Source organism: Kocuria sp. MNB10, assembly GCF_054073685.1.
Window position 1 is genome coordinate 1632542 of the sequence record NZ_CM133411.1, and the last position, 21890, is coordinate 1654431.

General features: G+C 69.4%; 16 protein-coding genes and 1 pseudogene. 5 read left to right on the forward strand and 12 right to left on the reverse strand.

Features of this window, described 5'->3' with window-relative positions; all coding sequences use genetic code 11:
• Positions 1–68 precede the first annotated feature (68 nt).
• Together ACW9PK_RS07325 and ACW9PK_RS07330 are read left to right on the forward strand one after the other, a co-directional pair.
• Positions 69–350 carry a hypothetical protein gene (locus tag ACW9PK_RS07325; RefSeq protein WP_457015438.1) on the forward strand — a complete coding sequence of 94 codons (282 nt, stop codon included), beginning with the start codon at positions 69–71 and terminating at the stop codon, positions 348–350.
• Positions 350–541, forward strand: a complete 192-nt coding sequence (locus ACW9PK_RS07330) for a hypothetical protein (protein WP_457015439.1) — start codon at positions 350–352, stop codon at positions 539–541. Before ACW9PK_RS07325 ends, ACW9PK_RS07330 begins: the two co-directional genes overlap by 1 nt.
• Positions 542–567: 26 nt before the next feature.
• Here ACW9PK_RS07330 and ACW9PK_RS07335 read toward each other — a convergent pair whose 3' ends face one another.
• Together ACW9PK_RS07335 and ACW9PK_RS07340 are read right to left on the reverse strand one after the other, a co-directional pair.
• Entirely contained in the window at positions 568–1110 is a 543-nt protein-coding gene (locus ACW9PK_RS07335) for an NUDIX hydrolase family protein (protein WP_457015440.1), read from the reverse strand.
• Positions 1111–1172: 62 nt separating this feature from the next.
• Complete coding sequence (locus ACW9PK_RS07340; protein WP_457015441.1) at positions 1173–2351, reverse strand: glycoside hydrolase family 76 protein; 1179 nt, start codon at positions 2349–2351, stop codon at positions 1173–1175.
• Between the two features lie 1590 nt (positions 2352–3941).
• Here ACW9PK_RS07340 and ACW9PK_RS07345 point away from each other — a divergent pair.
• Positions 3942–4061, forward strand: a pseudogene (locus ACW9PK_RS07345) (hypothetical protein); the annotation flags it as partial.
• 285 nt (positions 4062–4346) lie between these two features.
• On the opposite strand, the gene idi reads toward ACW9PK_RS07345, so the two are convergent.
• Positions 4347–4889 (reverse strand): isopentenyl-diphosphate Delta-isomerase, encoded by a 543-nt coding sequence (gene idi, locus ACW9PK_RS07350; RefSeq protein WP_064846559.1) that lies wholly within the window; start codon positions 4887–4889, stop codon positions 4347–4349.
• A 74-nt stretch (positions 4890–4963) separates the two neighbouring features.
• On the opposite strand from idi, the gene ACW9PK_RS07355 reads away from it, so the two are divergent.
• On the forward strand, positions 4964–5950 hold the full coding sequence (locus ACW9PK_RS07355) for a pseudouridine synthase (protein ID WP_457015442.1): 987 nt from the start codon (positions 4964–4966) through the stop codon (positions 5948–5950).
• A gap of 274 nt (positions 5951–6224) precedes the next feature.
• Entirely contained in the window at positions 6225–7253 is a 1029-nt protein-coding gene (locus tag ACW9PK_RS07360) for a CAP domain-containing protein (RefSeq protein WP_457015443.1), read from the forward strand.
• 110 nt (positions 7254–7363) lie between these two features.
• Here the strand turns inward: ACW9PK_RS07360 and ACW9PK_RS07365 are convergent, their stop codons facing one another.
• The 9 genes from ACW9PK_RS07365 to ACW9PK_RS07405 all read right to left on the reverse strand — a co-directional run bounded on the left by ACW9PK_RS07365 (position 7364) and on the right by ACW9PK_RS07405 (position 21722).
• On the reverse strand, positions 7364–8470 hold the full coding sequence (locus ACW9PK_RS07365) for a DNA-formamidopyrimidine glycosylase family protein (protein WP_457015444.1): 1107 nt from the start codon (positions 8468–8470) through the stop codon (positions 7364–7366).
• Between the two features lie 220 nt (positions 8471–8690).
• Complete coding sequence (locus tag ACW9PK_RS07370; RefSeq protein ID WP_457015445.1) at positions 8691–8894, reverse strand: CopG family transcriptional regulator; 204 nt, start codon at positions 8892–8894, stop codon at positions 8691–8693.
• A 24-nt stretch (positions 8895–8918) separates the two neighbouring features.
• The gene (locus tag ACW9PK_RS07375; RefSeq protein WP_457015446.1) at positions 8919–13919 is read right to left on the reverse strand and encodes an Lhr family ATP-dependent helicase; all 5001 of its coding nucleotides are present in this window, start codon (positions 13917–13919) and stop codon (positions 8919–8921) included.
• A complete protein-coding gene (locus tag ACW9PK_RS07380) occupies positions 13909–14739 on the reverse strand; it encodes a DUF4232 domain-containing protein (RefSeq protein WP_144997143.1) in 831 nt (276 codons plus the stop codon). Before ACW9PK_RS07380 ends, ACW9PK_RS07375 begins: the two co-directional genes overlap by 11 nt.
• Before the next feature lie 12 nt (positions 14740–14751).
• The gene (locus tag ACW9PK_RS07385; RefSeq protein ID WP_457015447.1) at positions 14752–17628 is read right to left on the reverse strand and encodes an FAD-binding and (Fe-S)-binding domain-containing protein; all 2877 of its coding nucleotides are present in this window, start codon (positions 17626–17628) and stop codon (positions 14752–14754) included.
• Positions 17629–17752: 124 nt separating this feature from the next.
• The gene (locus tag ACW9PK_RS07390; RefSeq protein ID WP_085106094.1) at positions 17753–18079 is read right to left on the reverse strand and encodes a 2Fe-2S iron-sulfur cluster-binding protein; all 327 of its coding nucleotides are present in this window, start codon (positions 18077–18079) and stop codon (positions 17753–17755) included.
• A gap of 200 nt (positions 18080–18279) precedes the next feature.
• Positions 18280–19101 (reverse strand): thioesterase family protein, encoded by an 822-nt coding sequence (locus ACW9PK_RS07395; protein WP_457015448.1) that lies wholly within the window; start codon positions 19099–19101, stop codon positions 18280–18282.
• 331 nt (positions 19102–19432) lie between these two features.
• Positions 19433–20551 carry a fatty acid desaturase family protein gene (locus ACW9PK_RS07400; protein WP_457015449.1) on the reverse strand — a complete coding sequence of 373 codons (1119 nt, stop codon included), beginning with the start codon at positions 20549–20551 and terminating at the stop codon, positions 19433–19435.
• Positions 20552–20669: 118 nt separating this feature from the next.
• Positions 20670–21722, reverse strand: coding sequence for a flavin reductase family protein (locus ACW9PK_RS07405; protein WP_144997151.1), 1053 nt, complete (start codon positions 21720–21722; stop codon positions 20670–20672).
• Positions 21723–21890: the final 168 nt, after the last annotated feature.

The window sequence follows — 21890 nt, forward strand, 5'->3', positions numbered from 1 at the left end:
GGTTGCGCGAAAGCGAGAGACAATGTGGTCTCCCCTCCACCCGATGCCGAAAGAACGAGCGCAATCCGGTGAGTCAGGTCACAGAATTCTTCAGGGTCCCACCGTCCCAGCGCAACCACGTCCCGGCCGCCCGCATCGCCCTGTCCGTGGCCGTGCCCCTGTTGTTCCTGCTGGTCGTCGGGCGGACGGATCTGGCGATCTACGCGGCATTCGGTGCCTTCACCTCCATCTACGCGCGCAACGAGCCCATCCGCGCGCGGTTCACGCACCAGACCCAGGCGGGGGTTCTCATCACAGCATGCGGGATGCTCGGTGTGTTGCTGTCCAACCTGGGGCGTCGGAACCGGTGATGCCCGTCCCGGAGCATCATGGGCTGACCACGGGACAGCTGCGGGCCCACGCCGGTCGGTTTTTCCTGGCCACGGGTGTGGCCGGCATCCTGGGCAGCCTCAGCGGGCTGTCCCACAGCTACTGGGCCATGGTCGCGGCGCACGCCCAGGAGATCCCGCTCATGCGGCAAGCGGCCAACGGGGGCACGTGACGCCCTCCGGGCAGATCATCCGCTGTTCAGCGGCCCCATCCCGCGTGGGCGATCGCCTGGCGGATGAGGTCCTCGCGCCCGCCCTCGAACTCGTCCTGGACATCCGTGGACAGTGCCTCGTCCGGGGTCATCCACGACAACTGCAGGGCGTCCTGACGGGGCTCGCACTCACCGCGCACGGGGACGATGTAGCTCAGCGCCACCGCGTGCTGCCGGTCGTCGGTCAGCCCGGTTTCGGACGGGGACGGGAAGAACTCGGACACCGCGAACGGGACCGTGGTGGACGGCATCTGCGGCATGGCGAGCGGTCCCAGGTCCTTCTCGAGGTGACGCAGCAGCGCCGCGCGCACCGTCTCGCGGTACATCACGCGTCCCGAGACGAACGTGCGCACCATGCGGCCCTCGTCATTGGGCGTGAGCAACAACCCGATCTCGGACATGCAACCGAGCGGGTCCAGGCGCACGGGGATGGCCTGTACGTACACGATCGGCAGGGACGCGCGGGCACGATTGAGGTCGTCCTCGCTGAGCCAGCCAGGGTTGGGGTCCGGGGTGCGTACTGAACTCATGGTTCGTTTCTACCGTCGTGACGCCCCCGCGGGCCAGGAATCTGCGGCGTCAGCGGCCGAGTTCAGCGATCAGCCGAACGCGCGGCGGCTTCCAGTACGGTCCACGCCTGCACCTGCGTGCTGAGTTCCACCGGGGCGCCGGCCCGCTGCGCCTGGTTCGCGTGCTGCGCCGGTTCGGGGGAGAACACCGCGACCGTCTCGCCCACCGCTCGCACCGCGGCGGGCACCGTGAAGTCCTCGTTCGGATCGAATTCCCGACGCCCGTCCCACAAGGCGTCCGCGGTGTCGGTGACGAGCGCGCGGGCGGTGGCCCGAGCGTCGTCGTCCAGCAACGACGACGACGCGGCTTCGCCCAGGTAGCGCACCAGGATGCCCGTGAACAGCCCGGCGTCACCGCCGCCCTGGCCGCGCAACACGGGTGCACCGTGGGGGCCGGGGACCGTGAACTCCCGGGCCGCGCCGTGGACGAGCCGTGCCGCCCGGTCGAGCCACAGTGCGCGCTCGGCGGGGTCCGCGGTGACCTCCGCGAGCTCGAGGGCCGCACCGAGGGCCGGGCCGCTGTTGTAGGTGTAGACGTGCGGGTCCACGGACGTGATCTCCTTCCCGGAGCCCGCCGCGGCCATGCGGATGCCGTCCAGGAACACGCCGCGCTCGGCGTCGAAGAGGGTGTCGAACAACCACGTGAGCAGTGCGCGTGCCTCGGCAGTGCGGTGCATGCGTAGGAATGTCAGCGCCACCGGGGCGGTGGACGCCGTGTTCTTGTAGTCCCGCGTGGTGTTCCACCACGCACCGCCGCCCATGGTGTCGTCGCAACCGGAGGCGAGGCGCGTGGCCAGAGCAGCGCCGTCGTCCTGCAGCGCGCGCGATGTGCGGCCCGTGGCGGCGAGGTCCTCGTCACGCAGGCGCCCCAGGGCGAGGGTCAGCCAGGCCATGTCGTCGAAGAACACGTTGTTGGTCACCCGCCCGCCGCTGTACACGGCGATGCCCCGCAGCAACCGATGCGCGCGGGAGCGGGCCAGCTCAGCGGTGTCCTGGTTGCCGGCGTGGCGCTCGCGGGCCGCGGCGTCCACGAACGCGTCCAGCAAATGGGCCTGCCACCAGTAGTGCCACGGCCCCCGCCACGGGCGCGGGAACGCGACAGCCCCCAGGTACGTGCCCGGCACGCGCAGCGCCCGCGCACCGAACAGGTGGTCCACGGAGTGCGCGGCCTTCGCGGCGCGGTGGGCGGGGGATTCGGACATCGCGGGGCTCCTGGGAGGACGGGTGGGGTGTGTGAGGAGTTTATCGCCCGGTGCTGCTGCGGCTCGCCCGGTGCCCCCGCTGCCTTTTCTGAGTTATCGCAGCTTTTCCCCGTGGTCGGGTGCTTTTACTCCACCAGGAATTCGCGTCGGGGCGTGCGCGGATCCCTGAGCACCTCCCCATACACTCGCGTCATGGGCCCCATCGATTCCCCGACATCTCGCTCTCACCAACGCCGCCTGCCCCGTTGGTTGGTGGTGCTGATGTCCTTGGGTGTGGTCCTGGTTCTCGGCGGAGCCCTGCTGGTGGTGTCCAACCCGCCCACCCTGACGTTCGGGTGGTTCGCATACGCCCCCTTGAGCGAGGAAACGTATGCTCCCCTCGGCGAGAATCCCTGGTCGTCGCTCTTCCCCCCGGCGGCCATCGCGGGGTGGGTCAGTCTCCTGGTCGGCCTACTCCTCTGGGCGTTCTGCGCCGGCTGGCTCGTCGGTCGACGACGCCGCCCCGCCGACTAGCTCTCAGTGTGGCCTTGGCCTGTCGCGGGCAAGGCCCGGACCAGGATGAGCGTGGGGCCCGGCCATTCGAGGTCCTCGTGCTCCTCCAGGGGAAGGAAACCCATCCTGGTGTAGAAAGCCCGGGTCTGGGCATAGGGGGCGTTCTCGAAGGACGGCCCCACCGGGTGCACGGAGAGCAGCGTGCGGCCATCGCCGGCAGGCAGGGACGACCGTCGGGGCCGAGTGCTCGGCATGGCCCCAGTAAATGCACGAGGAGTGATCACTTGCGGGTGGACTAGGCGCGTGGTGCGCGAGCTCGTGTATGGCATCGACCCAGATCACCCCACTTTGTCTGTTTGTGCATCTGAGCGGATTGGAGGCCTGGGCGCAAGCTCCGATCGCGTCCCTGGAGAGCACTTCTGACCAAGCTGAGGAACGGCAGGGGTTCGACAACTTGGTCGCGCCGGTGGCCGGACCGCTGCCCGGAACAGTGCGACTCACCTTTCCTGGTGAGCGACGATTCGAAGCTCACCAAAAATTTTTGGTCAGGCGGACACAGCTGGAGTGGACGGGCCGTGAACCGATGCCTCTACAAGAAGTGACTCAATGCTTTGCTGTCCACCTGTAGGAGTTCTTCTCCTTGCTGCGCATGAACCGGGCTGTGGCCGACCGGTACCGAGTGAGGATCGCCGGAGGGCCCGAGCGGCCGTTGGAGGTCGACGGTTGGATGGTTGAAGATCCCCTAGACGATCAAGGTCATGACGGCATGGCCGCTCGGAGGGGCGAGTCTGACGTCGAGCTCATTGCTGCCTGGCTGGAACGACGTCCAGAACTGGGGCGGGCTCCTGAACTCAAAGCGGATGTTCTAGCTCGTGGCACGCATGGCGAACGGTTCGTGGACGCAGACTTCTCCACGATGGTCATGTCACTGGAGGGGCTACACCGCAAGCTTCACTCTGGGAAAACCGGTGCCCTGACAAAAGCTCAAGAAAAAAGGCCCGTCGCGCCATCGGGGACATCATCGCGAGGGTCAAGGATGAAGGGGAAATAGACGATCTCATAGCCTCCACCCTGAAAAATCGTGTCCTCAATAGCCAGTTGGGAGAACCCACACTTGAGCAGCGTGTCCAGGACATTTTGGACGATGTACAGCCACTGGTGCCGATAATCTGTGGGACGGTTGCCGGGGCACACGACCTGTGGAAGAGAGAAGTGAAGAGCCTGCGGAACAACTACGCCCATGGTCTGGAGAAGCAGACCCAGCTCAGGAAAAACCTTGTGCTTTCTACCTCGCTGACCGTCTTGGTGGCCTCCCGTTGCCTCGTGTATGTCGGGTGCTCCCCGGAGAAGCTGGTGGAGTCGATCCCACTCACCGAGGGTGGAGGTAATTTGGTGCACTGGGGAAGAACACTGATGCCAGATTTCTACGCCCCGAATGACCCGAGGGACGATCAACACACAACGGCCAAAGGTGACCCGATCCAGGGTGGTGAACCTGGGCCCTCAGCCCAGCGCCTCCCGCAGCACGGGTTCGCGGATCTGGTCCGCGAGCCACGGGCTGAACGCGAACGGGGCGCTCTCCACCGCGGCCACGAGGTCGTGGGGGGCGGCCCACGAGTACTCGGCGACCTCGGATTCGGCGGGGCGGGGATCGTCGTCGGCGACGGCGATGAACACGGGGCAGAACTCATTCTCAACGACCCCGGAGGCGTCCGTGGCGCGGTATCGGAACTCGGGCAGCACCACGGTGAGGTTGCGGATCTCCAGGCCGAGTTCCTGCTGGGCACGGCGGGCGACGGCGTCCTCGAAGGACTCGTCCGGGCCCGGGTGACCGCAGAAACTGTTGGACCAGACGCCGGGCCACGTGCGCTTGCCGAGCGCGCGGCGGGTCACCAGGACCTGGCCGCGGGAGTTGAGCACGTGGCACGAGAACGCCAGGTGCAGGGGGGTGTCCTCGGTGTGAACCGTGGATTTCAGGGCCGTTCCGGTGGGTTGGTGTTGATCGTCCAGGAGCACCACGCGCTCCGGGCTGGTGTGCTCGCTCACGAGGCCGCCTCACGGTCATGTGTTAGGTTCCAGGCCATGGTAACCGCCGGATCGGACACGCAGTGAGACGACGCGTGAACCCTCCGCTACCCACGGTGCGCGGCGTGGGGCCCGCGCGGGTCCGGATGCCCGGCCCGGGTTCCCCGGACCCGGTCTTGCGGGCTCTGGACGGTCTCCCGACCACGGCCGCGGACTACGTCCAGCAGCGTTTCCCGGACGACGCCGCGTGGTTCGCCCACGAGGTCGCCGCCGGTCGTGTCCGCGGGGACGACGGCGCCGTCGTCACCCCGGCCACCCCTTACGAAGCGGGGGCCTCGGTATGGTTCCACCGCCCGGTCCCGGACGACGGCGCCGCGCCCATCACCCTCGACGTGCTGTACGAGGACGAATGGATCCTGGCGGTGGACAAACCGCACGGGCTGTGCAGCACACCGAAGGGCGAGAACGTCCGCCGCTCCGTGGTGGTGGCTGCGCGGTGCCAGTTCCACAACGACGAGATCTCCGCCTTGCACCGGCTGGACCGCTCCACGGGCGGGGTGCTGCTGCTGAGCAAGCACGCGGCGGACCGCGGGGTGTTCCACCGCATGTTCCAGGAGCGCACGGTGACCAAGACCTATTGGGCCGTGGCCCGCGTCAATGATCGGGTGGGGAAGGAGCCGGTGCGCGTGGAGTCCCGGATCCGCAAGATCCAGGGAGTCGTGCAGGCCTTCGAGGAACCGGGTGACGTCAACGCCGTCACGGACATCCGCCTGCTCGAACGCTTCACCGATGACGCGGGGCAGTGGGGTTGCTACGAGATCGCTCCGCTGACCGGGTGCACCCATCAGATCCGGGTGCACATGAACTCGTTGGGCCTCCCATTGCGCGGGGACAAGCTGTACCCGGTACCGCTGGACGATTTCGACGTGGAGGATCCGGACAACCCCATGCAGTTGATCGCCCGCTCCCTGACCTTCACCCATCCCATGACGGGTGAGACGATCACCGTGAGCTCACGTCTGTCACCCAGCGCCCACACGGCTCGTCGATCCGGGGCGCCCAGCGAACTTCTGACACATTGACCTGCAAGGGCAAAGTTGACCATCCGTCGAAGGATGCCGAAACGTTCCGACCGAGTGTGATGTAACACACCAAAACCCGGCTACCCCGGGGTACCCTTATCAGCGGGTCTTCCCCCCTCATCGGGCCCGTACAGGGGCTGTCGTACACACAGCCCCGAGTCGGTTGGCACATGCCACCACGAGCTGTCCCCCCACAGCGCGTACGTCTGTCACACCCTCGTGGTGTCATGCCACGGAGGTGCGGGCGCGTGCGCCCAACGACGAAATGGTCCCCATGTCACATCACCGCATTCCTGCCATCGACGGGTACTCCCCGACCCGACGAGCCTTCTCGAACCTGGCCGCGACCATCACTGCGGCTCTCATGATCCTGAGCGGGGGCCTGTTCATCGGCACCCCCGCGCAGGCCGCACCCTCCGACATCGTGTCCGTGTCCAGCAGCACGCGGGCGGCGGACGCCCAGAAGCTCCTGAACCTGATCAACCAACACCGGGCATCCAAGGGCTTGGCCCCGGTGAAGTACTCCAAGTCGCTGTCCGGCATCGCCCAGAGCCAGTCCGACCGACTGGTCAAGGAAGAGGTCATCGACCACAGCAACCTGTTCCTCACGGACCGCCGGGCCGCCGGGTACAACGCGGCGGGGGAGATCCACGCGCTGTCGTGGCAGAGCTCGGTTCCCGACCTCATGAACTGGTGGAAGGGCTCCCACGCGCACAACAAGGTCCTCACGGACCCCCGGATGCAGGTCGTGGGGATCGGACTGACCTACGTGGACGGCCGGTTGTCCGGCACGGGCGAGGGCTGGCGCCTGGTGGGCACCGTGGATTCCTACGGCTACCCGGCCGGCAGCGGTCCCTCGGACGTCACCCGCACGGTCACTGCGGCAGCGCCGCGCCCGCAGGCCGACACCGTGGCCCCCGTGGCCGCGAAGCGCGTGGCACCCCCGGCCTACACCGTCAAGGGCGGCATCAAGAGCCGGTACCAAGCACTGGGTGGGGCCGCCAAGTTCGGCTACCCGACCATGAACGAACGCGGCGGCCTGGTCAACGGCGGCGTCTACCAGAACTTCAGGGCCGCGGGCGGCGCCCAGTACAAGTTCATGTGGTCCCCGTCCTCCGGCGCGCACGTGATCAAGGAGACCGGCGCGATCGGTAAGCGCTGGAAGGCAGCCGGCTTCGAGCGCGGGTGGGGCTACCCCACCACCGAGGAATACCGCGTGGGCTCCGAGATGCGCCAGCGCTTCTCCAAGGGCTACACCGTCCATTGGTCCTCGGTCACGGGCAAGACCTGGGTCACCCGCTGACGCACCACGAACCGGAACGTCCGGATTCGCCGACGGCGCGCGCACGGGGTGCGTTCCGGTCCTGATGGGCCCGGGCGCACCCCGCAGCCGATTCCCTTTTCGTCAGCCCGTCACTCGCTCTGGCAGCGCGGGCACCACACGATCTTGCGCAGGTGCTGCACTGCGGTGCCCGGCGCCGTCGTGGTGCCGTCCGGCGCGGGGACGGTGAGCAGAGCGTCGTCGATCTCTCCGCGCCGCAGCACCGCGCCGCACCGGCGACACGGTTGGCCGTCCTTGCCGTACGCCCAGAACAGGGGGCGACCCTGCGGTGCCTGCCCCACGGTCGAGCGCATCGAGCGGTCCTTGTTCAGGTGCAGCAGCTTGTGCGCGAGCGTCACGATCTCGCGCAGCTTGCCCTCCGGCAGGGAGCCGACCGTGACCCATGGATTGGTGCGCGACATGAACAGCACCTCCACGCGGTACACGTTGCCGATCCCCGCGAGGTTGCGCTGATCCATGAGCGCGGTGCCGATCGCCCGGTCCGGTTGCGCACTCAGCCGCTCGAGGGCCTTCTCCAGGTCCCAGTCCGGTCCGAGGATGTCCGGGCCCAGGTACCCCACGAGTTGCTCGTCCTCCAGGCGGGTAGGCACCAGTCGGACGTCCTTGACGTCGAAACCCACGGCCTCGACGTCCTCGGTGCGCAGGATCGCGCGAATGGTGTGCGAGCCCTGCCCGATGGACACGTCCGCGCTGAGCCGGGTCCTCGCTTCTGCGCGTGAACGCACGCTGCCGCCCCGCCGGGCCTGCCCCCGCGGTCGGTAGGGACTCGCCCCGGGTCGGCTCGTGCGCATTCCGTTCCTTGCTCGTGACGACGACGCCGCTCGCCCGCTTCCGGCCGGAGCATCACCTTTGCTGCGTGCCGCTTGTGGTTCCCCGCCGGAGCCGGTTGGGGCGCCCCCCGCCGGTTCCCGGTCGAAGACCCGCCACGTGCCGTCCATCATGAGGTGGGAATGTAGGGTGAGGGGCTCGGCCCCGGATTTCAGCTCGGCCGCATCGGGGGCCTCGGAGAGTCGGATGAGGATGTGCTTCCCCCGCGGCACCACGGCCACGACCGTGCGCCCGGACACGTCCGATGTGGCGAGTGAGGGCACCCGGAAGTCCGAGCTCACGATCACGGACCCCTCCAGCGCCTCGCGCAGCATCTTGCACTGGCGGTAGACGGAATCACCTTCAGGCACCTGGGCCTCCTAGGTAGGGTGGGGTGTTCAGTGTCGAACGGGAGTGGGCTCGGCGGCAGTTCGCAGCTGTGGCGTCAGTGCCACCGTCGCAGCATTGCGGCGACATCATGGAGATCGGCTCGGCCACTCGCCGTGGCCTCCAGCAACCCCACATCGCGTAATGGACCGACTCCGAGATCGTTGATCACCACGAGTAGGTCCTCGGTCGTGAGGTACCGCGTCACCGCCCGAGCCGGTCCAACACATCGGCATAGCGTGCACGTGCACGCGCCGACGCTTTGGTCACCTGCCGCTCGTGACCTCTCCGGGCCGCAACTTCGTGGATGGCTCGGATCGTGGCTTCCTGACGGCTGATGCCGTCCGCTTCGGCCAGGGCGGCGAGAGCGAGTTCGTCGTCCTCGGTCAGCCGCAAAGTCATCGACATGCCCCTCAAGGTATCAAAGTGGTATCAGCCGGACCTGCCCCCGCCCACGGGAGCCCGCATCCGCACGCTGCGCGGGGTCTGGTAGAAGCCGCCCGCCAGCAGACCGTCCCGGACCGCGGTCACGAGGTCCTCGGAGGAGAGCACCGAGTCGCCGTTGACCTTCTCGACCACGAGCGAGTCCATGGCCCTGCGCTGCACGAGCCCGGCCACGGCCTCCGCCGCGAGGCGCAGCAGGGCCGGGTCTGACACGAACGCGAGCGCGGTCTTCCCGCCACGTTCCAGGTAGAGGATCAGCGCCCCGTCCACGAGCACCACCACGGCACCGGCCTTGCGTCCCGGGCGGTGCTTGGTGCTGGTTTCGAGAGCCACCGCTTCCGGCCAGTCCAGCGCGGCACCGTAGGGGTTGGCGGGGTCCGTGGCCGCGAGGGCGAGGACGCGGGGTTCGGCCTTGCGAGCGGCGTCGTCGTCCGTGAAACTGCGCAGCACGTCAACCGTCGCGGGTTGCGTGAACTGGGCGGCGCCGAGGCCCTCGATGAAGTACCCGCGCCGCGCGCGGCCCGCGTCCTCGAGGGCGCGCAGGACCTTGTAGACGGTGGAGAACCCGCCGGGGACGTCCTCCACAGCCACGGGACCGCGCGTGAGGATGCCGTAGCGGTCCAGCAACAGCTCCGCTTGGGCCTGCGCCCGCACGGTGGGGTTGAGCGGTTCGGGGCGCAGCACGGACCAGCGCCCGGCCGTGACACGGTCCTCACCGCCCCCCGCGGCGCGAACGACGCGAGCGCCGTCGCCGGACGCGGACGCCGCCGGATCCACACCGCCGGGGCCGCGGGACGCGGCCCGCAACCGCGCGGCGCCGCGCCGCCCGGCCGTACGGGAACGGCCCGGGCGCTTGGGCGTCTTGTGCGCGGAGTGCCCGCCCGAGACGAGTGCGCGCACCGGGGCGTAGGTGTCATTGGTGATGAGCCCCGCCCACAGCAGGTTCCACAGCGCAGTGCGCAGCTGGGCCATGTCCACGGACACGCCCGCCTCGGCGAGCGGCTGGATGAGCTGCCACGCGAAGTACGCCCCACCGGCCCGCAGCACGGCGAGCAGTTCACGTTCCAGCGTGGAGTCCAGGGCCTCGGCGGCGGCCTCGAGCTGCGGCACGGGCGGCAGGGACAGCTCCGCGGACTCGGCCAGGTGGAACGCGACCCACCCGTCCTCACCGCCCAGGGACCCCGCGCCCGAGAAGAGCACCTCGCCCGCGGCCATGAGCTCGTCCAGCATCGCGGGCCGGTAGTCCACCACGCGCTGCGCGAGCACGAGCGGTTCCCACGCGGACGCGGGCACGGGCACCCCGGCCAACTGGTCGACCACCGTGAGCACCCCGTCCAACCCGCGCAACTGGTGCCCCGGGACGGCGTGCTGCCACGCGGGCAGGAAGGTGGCGTATACCTGCGGGTCCACGGGTTCCACGTCCGCGCGCAGGGCGGCCAGGGAACGGCGGCGCAGGGTCCGCAGCACCTCCACGTCGCACCATTCCGACTCCGACGCCGCGGGGTCCCCGCTCGGGCGGAACGCCCCCTCGCTCACGCGCCGCTGCGTGGCGAGCGAGCGCAGCGCGGTCTCGACCACGGCGGGCCCCAGGCTCAGGGCCTGCGCGGCCTCCGCCACGCTGAACGGACCGTGGGTGCGCGCGTACCGGGACACGAGGTCCCCCACGGGATCCGCGACCGGTTCCAGGAACGCCAGGGGCACACCCATGGGCAAGGGCTGACCCAGGGCGTCCCGCATCCGCGCGGCGTCCTCCACCGCGCAGTAGACCTCGCGCCCGCCCACGCGCAGGACGATCGCCCGGTTCGTGGATACCAGGGCGTCCAGCAGCTCGCGGGCGGCGTCCGCGCTGATGGGTTGGTACTCGGGGGCCACGTCCTCGGCCGCGTCGACATCCTCGGTGTCGTCGGTTTCCGGGGCATCGGGGGTCTCCGGCGCGCTCTGCGCGGGGGGCGACGCCGCTGCGGTGCCTTCCGCGCGCAAGCGCACTGCGGCGTCATCGGCCGTCATGGGACCGAGCAGGCGCAGGAGGTCCGCCGCGCCCTCCACGCCGCGCAACCGACGGTCCGGCGCGAGGCGCTGCAACTGCAGGACCGTGGTCTCGATGACCTCGAGATCCAGCAGCTCGCGCAGCTCAGCGCGACCGAGCAGCTCGTTGAGCAGGGAGGGGTCCAGGGACAGGGCCGCGGCCTTGCGCTCGGCCAGGGGCGAATCGCCCTCATACAGGAACTGGGCCACGTACCCGAACAGCAGGGTGCGCGCGAAGGGGGAGGGGGTGTCCGTGGTGGTCTCGACCATGCGCAGTTTGCGCCCGGCCAGATCGCGCTGCAGTTGCAGCAGCGCGGGGACGTCGTACACGTCCTGCAGGCATTCGCGCACGGTCTCGAGGATCACCGGGAACTGCGGGTACTTGCGGGCTACGTCCAGCAACTGGGCGGAGCGCTGACGCTGCTGCCACAGGGGCGTGCGCTTACCGGGATCCGCCCGCGGCAGCAGCAGGGCACGCGCGGCGTTCTCCCGGAACCGGGACGCGAACAGCGCCGAGCCGCCCACCTCCTCGGTCACGGTGCGCTCGAGCTCGTCCGGGTCGAAGAGGAACAGCTCCGCCCCGGGCGGTTCCTCGTCCGTGGCGGGGACGCGCAGCACGATGCCGTCGTCCGCGGCCTGGGCACTGGCATCCAGACCCCAGCGCTCGTCCAACCGGGCGCGCACCGCGAGCGCCCACGGGCCGTGCACGGGGGTGCCGAACGGGCTGTGCAACACCACGCGCCAGTCCCCGAGTTCGTCCCGGAACCGCTCGACCACGAGCGTGCGATCGTCCGGGACGTGTTCCGTGGCCTCCCGCTGTTCGGAGAGGTAGGCCATGAGGTTGTCCCGGGCCCATTCGTCCAAGCCGGAGGCGGCCAGGCGCTCGCGGGCCTCGGTGTCCTGGGCACCGGCGAGTTCACGGGTGAACCGACCCGTGGCGCGGCCCAATTCCACGGGCCGGCCCAGACCGTCCCCGTGCCAGAACGGGAGCTTGCCGGGCACGCCCGGGGCCGGGGCCACGACCACCCGGTTGTGCGTGATCTCCTCGATGCGCCAACTCGAGGCACCCAGGGCGATGATGTCCCCCACGCGGGACTCGTAGACCATCTCCTCGTCCAGCTCACCCACGCGCTTGGGGGACTTGCTGTCCTGCTCGCCCACGAGGAACACGGGGAACAGACCGCGGTCCGGGATGGTGCCACCGCTCGTGACTGCGAGCCGCAGGGCACCGGGGCGGGCCTGCAGGGTCCCGGTCTCGCGGTCCCACACCAGCCGGGGCCGCAACTGGGCGAACTCGTCGGACGGGTACCGCCCGGCGAGCAGGTCCAGCACGGCGTCGTACGCGGAGCGCGGCAGCGAACGGAACGGGGCGCTGCGGCGCAGGGTGTCGTACCAGCTCTCCACGTCCACGTCCTCCGCGGCAACCGCCGAGACCGTCTGCTGGGCCAGGATGTCCAGGGGGTTGGTGGGCACGGACAGCGGTTCCAGGTGCCCCGCGAGCATCTGCTCAGCGATCACCGCCGCGTCCCGCACGTCCCCGCGGTGCTTGGGGTAGATCCGCCCGATCGAGACCTCGCCCACCTGGTGGCCCGCGCGGCCCACGCGCTGCAAACCGGACGCCGCCGAAGGCGGGGACTCGATCTGGATCACCAGGTCCACGTGGCCCATGTCGATCCCGAGCTCCAGGGAGGAGGTGGCCACCACGCACCGCAACCGCCCGGTCTTCAGGTCCTCCTCGATCAGGCCGCGCTGGTCCTTGGACACCGAGCCGTGGTGGGCGCGCGCGAGCACCGGGGACGCGCCCTCGTGGCGGTTGTGCTGGCGGGGGATGTCCGCGGGGGCGGAGTCGCGGGCCCGAGAAGTGCTGACCGCGCCCTCGCTGCGCGCGGCGTCGTCGGCCTGCGCGGCGGCGCCGCCCAGGAGGTCGGAGAGCGCATCACCCAGCGCCACGGGATCGCCACCGTCCAAATCCGCGGGGCTCTCTTCCGCGGCGTTGGCGAGCCGGAACTCGTGGATCTCGTTGAGTCGCGCAGTGAGTTTCTCCGAGAGGCCACGCGAGTTCGCGAACACGATTGTGGAACGGTGCGCCTCCACGAGGTCCACGATCCGTTCCTCCACGTGGGGCCAGATGGACGCGGTGGCCTGGTAGTCGGACGCCTCCAGGTTGCCGTCCAGGTCCCCGGACGACGGCGACGCCGCCGCCCCGCCCAACACGGTCATGTCCGGGATGGGCACGGACACCGTGAGGTCCCAGTCCTTCTCGGACGGCGGGCGCACCACGTCCACGGGCTGGGAGCCGCCCAGGAACCCGGCCACGGTGTCCACGGGTTCCACGGTCGCGGAGAGCCCAATCCGTTGCGCGGGACGTTCCAGGAGGTCGTCGAGGCGTTCGAGGCTCACCGCCAGGTGCGCCCCGCGTTTGGTCCCGGCCACCGCGTGCACCTCGTCGATGATCACGGTGTTCACGTGGCGCAGGGTCTCCCGCGCCTTGGACGTAAGCATGAGGTACAGCGATTCCGGGGTCGTGATGAGCACGTCCGGGGGATGCGCCAACAGGGCGCGGCGGATCGCCTGCGGGGTGTCACCTGAGCGCACACCCACCGAGATCTCCGGGGGCTCCCCGCCGGCGGCCTTGGCGGCCTGGGTGATCCCGATCAGCGGTGCGCGCAGGTTGCGTTCCACGTCCACGCCCAGGGCCTTGAGCGGGGAGATGTAGAGCACCGAGGTGCGGTCCTCCGCGTCGTCGGGCCCGTCCGCCTTCTTGTCGGTCAGCAAGCGGTCGATCGACCACAGGAACGCCGCGAGCGTCTTACCGGAACCGGTGGGGGCCACCACGAGAGCGTGGCGGCCCGCCGAGATGGCCTCCCACGCGCCGCGCTGGGCCGCCGTGGGCCCGCTGAACGCGGCGTCGAACCACTGCGCGGTCGCGGGGGAGAAGAGGTCCAGGACGGGGTCAGGACCCAAAACCCTTGACCTGCAACTGGGAGACCTTGGGGTTGCCGCACGCCTGACCCGAGTAGGGCACCACGAGCGACTCGTAGCTGTCCGGCGGGTACACGCGCACGCCCGCGGCCTGGTGCGGGTTGCACACCTGACCGATCACACCGGGCTGGGTGATCCGCACCCCGGCGCTCGCGGACGCGCCGGGCTGTAGGGTCACGGTGCCCGCACCCGAGGCGTCCCGGGAGGCCGGCGCACCCACGGGAGCACCGTTCGCGTCCACGAAGGACACACCCGGGTAGCCGCTCAGGGTGCACGGTGCGGAGCCGTTGTTGGTGAGCGTGAGGGACGCAATGACCGAACCCGCCGCGCCCTGCTGCGGCGTGAGCGATCCGGAGAGCTGCCCGGCACTGCACGTGCCGCCGGCGCGCTGGGCATCCGCCTTCGCCTGGTCGAACGGGCTCGCAGTGGGCATGCCCAGCTCGGGAGCGGACGCGAGGCGATCGGGCTCGGCGGACGGCTGCGCCGACTCCGCGGCCTGCCCCTCCTGTCCACCGGACGCCGCGGCGTCTGTGGCTTCCGTGGCCTCGGTGGCCTCGGCGCTCGCGGACGGGCTCGCGGAGCGGCTGGCCGACGGGCTCGGGGACGTGGACGAGGCGCTCGGGGACGCCGTGGCGCTCGCGGAGACGGAGGCGCCGGCGGGTGCGGTGTTCTGCTCCTCGGACGAGGCGCCGTCCGAGGAACCGCAGGCCGAGAGGACCATGAGAGCGCTCAGCGCGGTGGCCGCGAGCAACGGACGGGTGGCGGTGTGGGTGCCCCGGGGGACGGGCAAGTGACTCCTCATGGCAACAGTGTGCTACTTTTCCGCCCGTAATGCGGCATACATCACCTGTGCCAGGTGAACTCCTTCCGCGTCGGTGCCCTGGGCGATCTGCGTGCGGCACGAGAAACCGTCCGCGAGCACGATCGAACCGGGCCCCGCGGCACGGATCGCGGGGAACAGGTTGCGTTCCCCGAGGGTCTGGGAGATCTCGTGGTGACCTGGTTCGAAGCCCCAGTTCCCGGCGAGACCGCAGCAGCCACCGCCCACCACGGCGGTGTCCACCCCGAGCTTCTCGAGCACGCGTAGTTCCGGCGTGTAGTCGCCCTGGGCCTTCTCGTGGCAGTGCACCTGGCACACCGCGGTGCCCGGTCCCGCGTGGGTCTCGAGCGTGTCGAACGGCCAGTCCCCGCCGTTCTCGGCGTGGCGCGCACTGAACTCACCGAGCGTTACCGTGAGGGCCCGGACCTTGTGGGCGCGCGGGTCATCCGGGAGCAGCTCGGTGATGTCGTGCTGGAGCATCACCGTGCAAGACGGTTCCAGCCCGATGATCGGGTAGCCGGCCTCGAGCAGCGGCTTCATCACGTCCAGGGTCTGCAGTAGGGTCCTGCGGGTCATGTCCAACTGCCCGGTGGAGTGCCACGTGAGTCCGCAGCACACGTTGCCCATGGGCATGAGCACGCGATAGCCCATGGCCTCCAGCACCGCCACGGCGGCCTTGCCGGGCCCGTCCGCGGAGAAGTTCGTGAACGTATCCGGCCACAGCACCACGGACGGTTTCCCCGCCGACGACGCCGCGCGGCCGCCTCCGCGCGCCACCGCGCCCTGCTGGGTGCGGGTCTTGAACCACGACGTGAGCGGGGTGTCGTTGAAGCGGATCATCCGCCGCTTCGGTTCGATGCCGCCGAGCTTCTTGGTCAGCTCCTCGATCGGGCGGAAGCGTTCCAGGAAGTTCACCGCGCGCAGCGAACCGGGGACCCTGGTCACGAGCTTCATGAGCCACGGCATCCACCCCATGGTCAGGTGCGCCATGGGCCGGCGGTTCCTACCGATGAACGAGCCCAGGCCCTGGCGGAAGTGGTGGTGCAGGAACTCGGCCTTGTAGGTGGCCATGTCCACGTTCACGGGGCACTCCGTGGCGCACGCCTTGCACGAGAGGCACAGGTCCAGGGCCTCGTAGGTCTCCTTGGACTTCCACCCGTCCGTGATGTGCTCGCCGCGCAACATCTCGGCGAGGGACCGCATGCGCCCGCGGGTCGAGTGCACCTCGTCGTGGGTCGCGTGGAAGGACGGGCACATGGCCCCCGAGTCCGAGCGGCACGCGCCCACGCCCACGCAGCGGTTGATGGCCTGGCCGAACGAGCCGTCGTCCGCGGAGAACGCGTGCACCGGGGTCAGCTCGAACGTGCGCGCGCCGGGACCCGGGCGGATGCCCCGGTCGAGGGGTTCGGGATCCACCACGACCCCGGGGTTGAAGAAATTGTCGGGATCGAAGATCCGCTTGAACCGGGCGAAGGCCCCGCGTGCCTCGTCGGAGTAGATGGTGCCGAGCAGCTCCGAGCGGGCACGGCCGTCCCCGTGTTCACCGGAGACCGAGCCGCCGTAGCGGTGCACGAGTTCCGCGGCGCGCTCGATGAAGCGGCGGTAGTGGGCCACGCCCTCGTCGGTGTTGAAGTCGAAGGAGATCCGGATGTGCACGCAGCCCTCACCGAAGTGACCGAACGGGATGCCGCGCAGGTCCATCTCGTCCAGCAGCGCGTAGAGGTCCTTGAGGTAGGCCCCCAGGTGGTGCGGGGGAACGGCGGAGTCCTCCCACCCGGGCCACGCCTCACCACCGTCCGGAAGCCGGGTCACGATCCCCGCACCGGCCTCGCGGATGCGCCACAGCGCGCGGGCCTCGGCGGGATCACCCACGACCACGGAATCCACCACGGTCTCCTCGACGAGTCCCGGCAGTGCCCGGGCGGCCTCGAACGCGGCCTCCTGGGTGTCCGCGCCCACCTCGCAGTAGAGCCAGCCGCCGCCCTCGGGGAGCTCACGGCCCGCGTTCTCCTGACCGGGACGGGTGCGCAGGGCGTCCAGCAGGTCCGAGCCCATGCCCTCGATCGTGGTGACGCCCCGGACGCGGAACTTCGGGGCCGCGGTGGCCGCCGCGATCGCGTCCGTGAAACCCAGTACCGCGAGCGCTGTGAAGCGCGGCTTGGCCACGAGTTTCACGGTGAGCCGGGTGATGATCCCGCACGTGCCCTCGGTCCCGGCGAACGCCTTGGCCACGTCGAAACCGTTCTCGCTCAACAGGTAGTGCAGTCCGTACCCGGAGACCTGGCGGGGGAACTGGCCCAGTTCGGTGCGCAGCATGGCCAGGTGTCGGTCCCGCAACTGGGTGAGCTGGGAATCCAGTGCGGCGTCCGAGGTGCCGCCCGCGTCCAGGGTGACCTCGCGCCCGTCGGCGAGCATGACCGTAAGCGAGACAAGGTTCTGCGCACTCGTACCCCACGCGACCGAGTGGGAACCGCACGCGTTGTTGGCGACCATCCCGCCCACGGTGGCCCGCGAATGCGTGGAGGGGTCCGGTCCGTAGGTCAGGCCGAACTCGCTCGCGGCGTCCCGCAACTGATCGCAGATCACACCGGGTTCGATCGTGGCGGTGCGGGCGTGCGGATCGATCTCCAGGATGCGGTTGAAGTACCGGGAGGTGTCGATGACCAACCCGTCACCGATCGCGTTGCCCGCCACGGAGGTGCCACCACCGCGGGAGATCACAGGCCAGCCGTTCTCCCGGGCCGTGGACAACAGCTCACGGATCTCCTCGACCGAGCGCGGTTCCGCGACCGCCGCCGGCAGCCGGCGATAGATCGAGGCGTCCGAGACGTAAGCGGCGCGTGTGGTGAGGTCATCCCGGAGAGCAGTCATGCTCCAACTTTCACCCACGCGGCGCCGCGTTACCAACTCGTGTCACCGGTCACGAGGCCGCCGGTGACGACACCGCCGGGCCGGGGCGGCGGTGTCGTGCTGCCACCGCGTCAGCGGCGGACGATCACCACTCGGGGGCGATCGTGATCTCCGCGCCCGCGAGGTCCTCGGACCACTCCACCTGGCACGTGAGCCGGGAGTTGTCGTGGCGGGTGTCGTCCAGCATCTCCAGGAGGTCTTCCTCCTCCTCGTTGGTCCCGCCCGTCTTCACGAACGTGTCCTGGTCCAGGTACGAGTGGCACGTGGAGCACGAGGCGTTGCCGCCGCACGTGGCTAGGATCGGGAACTTGTGGCGGGTGAGGCACTCCATGAGCGTCTCGTAGTCCTTCCACTCGACGCCCTCGGTGCGCTCGCCCTCGCGGTTGGTCACATTGATCAGGATGCTGCTCACGCGGCTGGACCTCCTGGGGTTCTACCCCGTCCGGATGTTGCGGATTACTGGGAACTAGCGGCCATTCTATGATCGGGCGTCAACTCCGGGGACATCGCGTGGCGAAGTGTGATGAGACCCGCACCCGCCCGGCCCCTGCTCAACCCCCGGCGGAGCCGGGCGGTTCCGGCCCGCCCAAGTCCTGGCGGGCCACCGGCTTCTCAGCTCGTCCGGCGCAGGGTCAGCGCCTGGGCCACCCGACCGATCGGACCGTGCTCGTCGAACAGCTCCGAATGAGTCAGGCCCGCGCCGTCCCCGCCGAACTCCACCCGGGTGTCGAGTCCCACCCACGAGGACACCGGGGCGCGGAACATGTGGATGCTCAGGTCCACATTGGGGAACGCCCACGGTCCGATCTCCGCGCGCGGAGCGATCCCGTTGGCGGCGTCGACCGAGCTGATGAACCGGGCGGTGGGGGAGGACTCCTCGCCCTCGACCACCGACTTGGTGATCCGCAGCCAGCCCGCGCCGTTGCCGGGTCGGGGCCGCCGGGCGATACGTGCCTCGACGGAGCTGATGAACCCGCCGCCCCACGCCTCGGACATATTGACCGGCTCGCACTGCTCCACGGGGGGCAGCGGCTCGATCTCCCCGCCGGCCACGTCCTGGGTGTCCGAGGTCTTCAGCCGCCACAGGCTCAACCGGATGCAGTCCCGCCCGCCGGCGCTCATGGTCGCCTCGACCAACTCGATGGTCCTGCCCGGGCGCAGCACGCGCGTGTGCACCTCGATCTCACCACCGGGGATGACCCCCAGAATGTCGAAGGAGAAACGCACCGGCAGCACGTCCTCCCGCGGGTGGTTGCGTTCGATCTCGTGTACCAGCAGGCCGGACGACGCCGCCATGTGCTGTTCCAGGGGGCTCCACGCTCCCTGCGTGTACACCGTGGTGCGGAAACCGTGATCGCTCGTGCGCACGTAGTGGGCGTCCGGGACGTCCTCGCCGTTGGCGCCCAGGTGCCCGGGGGCTTCTTCGGTACTCATGCGTGCTCCTGCCTGTCCTGACCGCGGGCGGGGCCGCGTCCGGTTCCTGGAACATGGCCGCCCGCGATGCGAGTGTGTGCCGGAATACACCCTAGGGGAGCGCCGCGGGAACACCTATCGGACTTGCGACGCGTGCCGGGCAGGACGAGTTGCCCGCCCACCCGCGGGCTCACGACCCGCGCACCCGCCCGGCAACTACCCGCCCGGCCCTCCCAGCGGGTGGCTGCTCCAGTGGAGTAAAAGCAGAATCCGGGCACCCCGAGCTGCTTCTACTCCACTGGGAATTCGGAGCCGGTAGATGCAAGCGCCGGGGCCGCGAGCGGCGTCGTCGTCAGGGCAGCGCGAGCCGGCACACCTTGCGCCACGCCTGGAAGACCTGCCGGGGCAGGGGGCCGGAGGTGTAGCGGATCCCGTACTTACGGCAGATCTCCCGCACGCGGGGTGCGATGCGCGCCAGGTGGTTGGACGGCATGTCCGGAAAGAGGTGGTGTTCGATCTGGAAGGAGAGGTGCCCGCTCATGAAGTGCATGAGGCGTGAACCGTCGATGTTCGCCGAGCCCATGGCCTGGCGGCGGTACCAGTGCCCCCGAGTCTCGTCGCGCACGTCCTCCTCCGTGAAGGTCTCCGCGCCGTCCGGGAAGTGGCCGCAGAAGATGACCGTGTGCGCCCAGACGTTGCGGATCACGTTCGCCGCCAGGAACCCCTTAAGCGACGCCTTCCCCGAACCCGTGAGAGACGCCAGCAGCGGAGAGACCACGAAGTCCTTGGCGGACTGGCGGCCCAGCTTCTTCAACACGCGCTTGAAGTCCTCGAACGTGGCCCGCCCGGACTTCTTGCCGGTCAGGAACTGGTCCAGTTCGATGTCGTAGATCGCGATGCCCCACTCAAATGCCGGTGCCAGGCCCAGGTTGATCACCGGGTTCAGCAGGTTCACGGGCTTCCACGGCTGATCGGGGTCCATGCGCAGCACGTTGTACCCCACGTCCCGATCCTTGCCGAGCACGTTGGTCCACGTGTGGTGCGTCTCGTTGTGGGTTCGCTGCCAGCCCGCCGACGGCGCCACGAAGTCCCACTCCCACGTGGTCGAGTGGATCTCCTTGTCGTTCATCCAGTCCCACTGCCCGTGGAGCACGTTGTGGCCGATCTCCATGTTGTTCAGGATCTTGCCCACGCTCAGGCACCCCACACCGGCCCACCACAGGGGTGTGTGACGGGAGAAGAGCAGACAGGCCCGCCCCGTCATCTCCAGGCTGCGCTGCAGTACCACCACGCGGCGGATGTACTGGGCGTCGGACTGGCCGCGGCGGGAGAAGACCTCGTCCCGCACGGCGTCGAAATCGGCCGCGAGTTCCGCGAGCTCGGCCTCCGTGAGGCGCAGCGGATCGCGGCGCGGGGGTGAATTCGTCACGGCCGTGGTGGCCGTGTGGCGGGCGGCGGGTGCGAGTGTCATGGGGTTCCTTCGTGGGAGGGGGTTGCCGCCGGGTGGATCGTTCCCGGAGGGCGAGTCGGGTGGCGCCGGGTGTAGGTGCCGGAGGTTCGGTGTCGGCGCTCGGCGCCGGGTGTGGGCGTCAGGCGTCGAACGCGGCGTGGGGAGCGGGTCGGGTCACGCACGTCTGGACGGGACCGGGTTCACGGTGCAGCTCACCGGTGCGGATGTTGGTCACGGCCCCGTCCGTCAAGGGAACCAGACAACTGTGACAGATGCCCATACGGCATCCGTGGGGCAGCTGGTGTTGCGCGCGTTCGGCGGCCTCCAGGATGGTTTCGTCCGGGCCCACCTCCAGGGTCATCTCGGAACGGGTGAACCAAACTTCCCCGCGTTGGCCGCCGCTGAACTGCCTGGTGACATCGAAGCGTTCCACCACGGGGGGGCCGCCGTGGCTGCGCGAGAGGTCCTCCACGGCGCTGACGAACGAGTCCGGGCCGCTCGCGTACGTCACCCGGTCCGCGTGATCGGGACACAGCTCGGCCAGGGCATCGGCGTCGGAGGCGTCGAGGCGGCCGCGTTCCTCGGTGAACCAGAAGACCGGCCGCAGACCCGGGAACTGGTCCGCGAGTTCCAGGATCTCGTCGTGGAAGATGCACGACTCCCGGCTCCGGGACACGTAGACCAGCACGACGTCGTGGTCCGGCCTGCGCGGCATGAGGGTCCGCAGCATGGACATCACCGGGGTGATCCCGGAACCGGCCACCATGAACAGCAATTCTGTGGGGGTGTCCGGGAGCAGGAACTGTCCTTCGGGGCGTTCCAGGTAGAGCACGTTGCCCGGGGCGGTGCGCTCAACGATGTGTTCGGACACCAGGCCCTGCGCTTTGACGGTGATCGACGGGTCACCGTGTTCGGGGGCGCTGATGGAGTACGGACGCCAGATCCGCTTCCCGTCCACTTCCACGCCGATCCGCGCCCACTGCCCCGCCCGGTGCGGGATCCACCCCTCACCCGCGGTGAAGAACAGGGTCACGGTGTCGGGGGTCTCGCGCCGCACGTGCGTGATGCGGCCTCGTGTGTAATGTGCGCTCGTCAGGGAGCCGAAGACCTGCGCGAAGGACCGTGGGTCCTGGGGGTAGCTCAGGATTCCAGCGGCTGCACGAAAGAATCCCTTGATCCCGGGGTGGCCCATACCCCAGTTCTACCTATTAGTAAGTAAACGTGCAATATGCGTCCAGCATGTGGGCGCCCCCTGCACCCCTCTGCTTTTACTGAGTAGAAGCAGCATCCGAGCACCCCGAGCTGCTTTTGCTCCACTAGATATTCGAGGAGGGCGGATGTGGCGCGGAGCTGGCGTGAT

What these genes read in the sequence shown, in the direction of transcription:
- ACW9PK_RS07330 (WP_457015439.1), top strand. Translation starts at nt 350, where the DNA reads ATGCCCGTCCCGGAGCATCATGGGCTGACCACGGGACAGCTGCGGGCC.
- ACW9PK_RS07335 (WP_457015440.1), bottom strand. Translation starts at nt 1,110, where the DNA reads ATGAGTTCAGTACGCACCCCGGACCCCAACCCTGGCTGGCTCAGCGAG.
- ACW9PK_RS07340 (WP_457015441.1), bottom strand. Translation starts at nt 2,351, where the DNA reads ATGTCCGAATCCCCCGCCCACCGCGCCGCGAAGGCCGCGCACTCCGTG.
- ACW9PK_RS07360 (WP_457015443.1), top strand. Translation starts at nt 6,225, where the DNA reads ATGTCACATCACCGCATTCCTGCCATCGACGGGTACTCCCCGACCCGA.
- ACW9PK_RS07370 (WP_457015445.1), bottom strand. Translation starts at nt 8,894, where the DNA reads ATGTCGATGACTTTGCGGCTGACCGAGGACGACGAACTCGCTCTCGCC.
- ACW9PK_RS07380 (WP_144997143.1), bottom strand. Translation starts at nt 14,739, where the DNA reads ATGAGGAGTCACTTGCCCGTCCCCCGGGGCACCCACACCGCCACCCGT.
- ACW9PK_RS07385 (WP_457015447.1), bottom strand. Translation starts at nt 17,628, where the DNA reads ATGACTGCTCTCCGGGATGACCTCACCACACGCGCCGCTTACGTCTCG.
- ACW9PK_RS07395 (WP_457015448.1), bottom strand. Translation starts at nt 19,101, where the DNA reads ATGAGTACCGAAGAAGCCCCCGGGCACCTGGGCGCCAACGGCGAGGAC.
- ACW9PK_RS07400 (WP_457015449.1), bottom strand. Translation starts at nt 20,551, where the DNA reads ATGACACTCGCACCCGCCGCCCGCCACACGGCCACCACGGCCGTGACG.
- ACW9PK_RS07405 (WP_144997151.1), bottom strand. Translation starts at nt 21,722, where the DNA reads ATGGGCCACCCCGGGATCAAGGGATTCTTTCGTGCAGCCGCTGGAATC.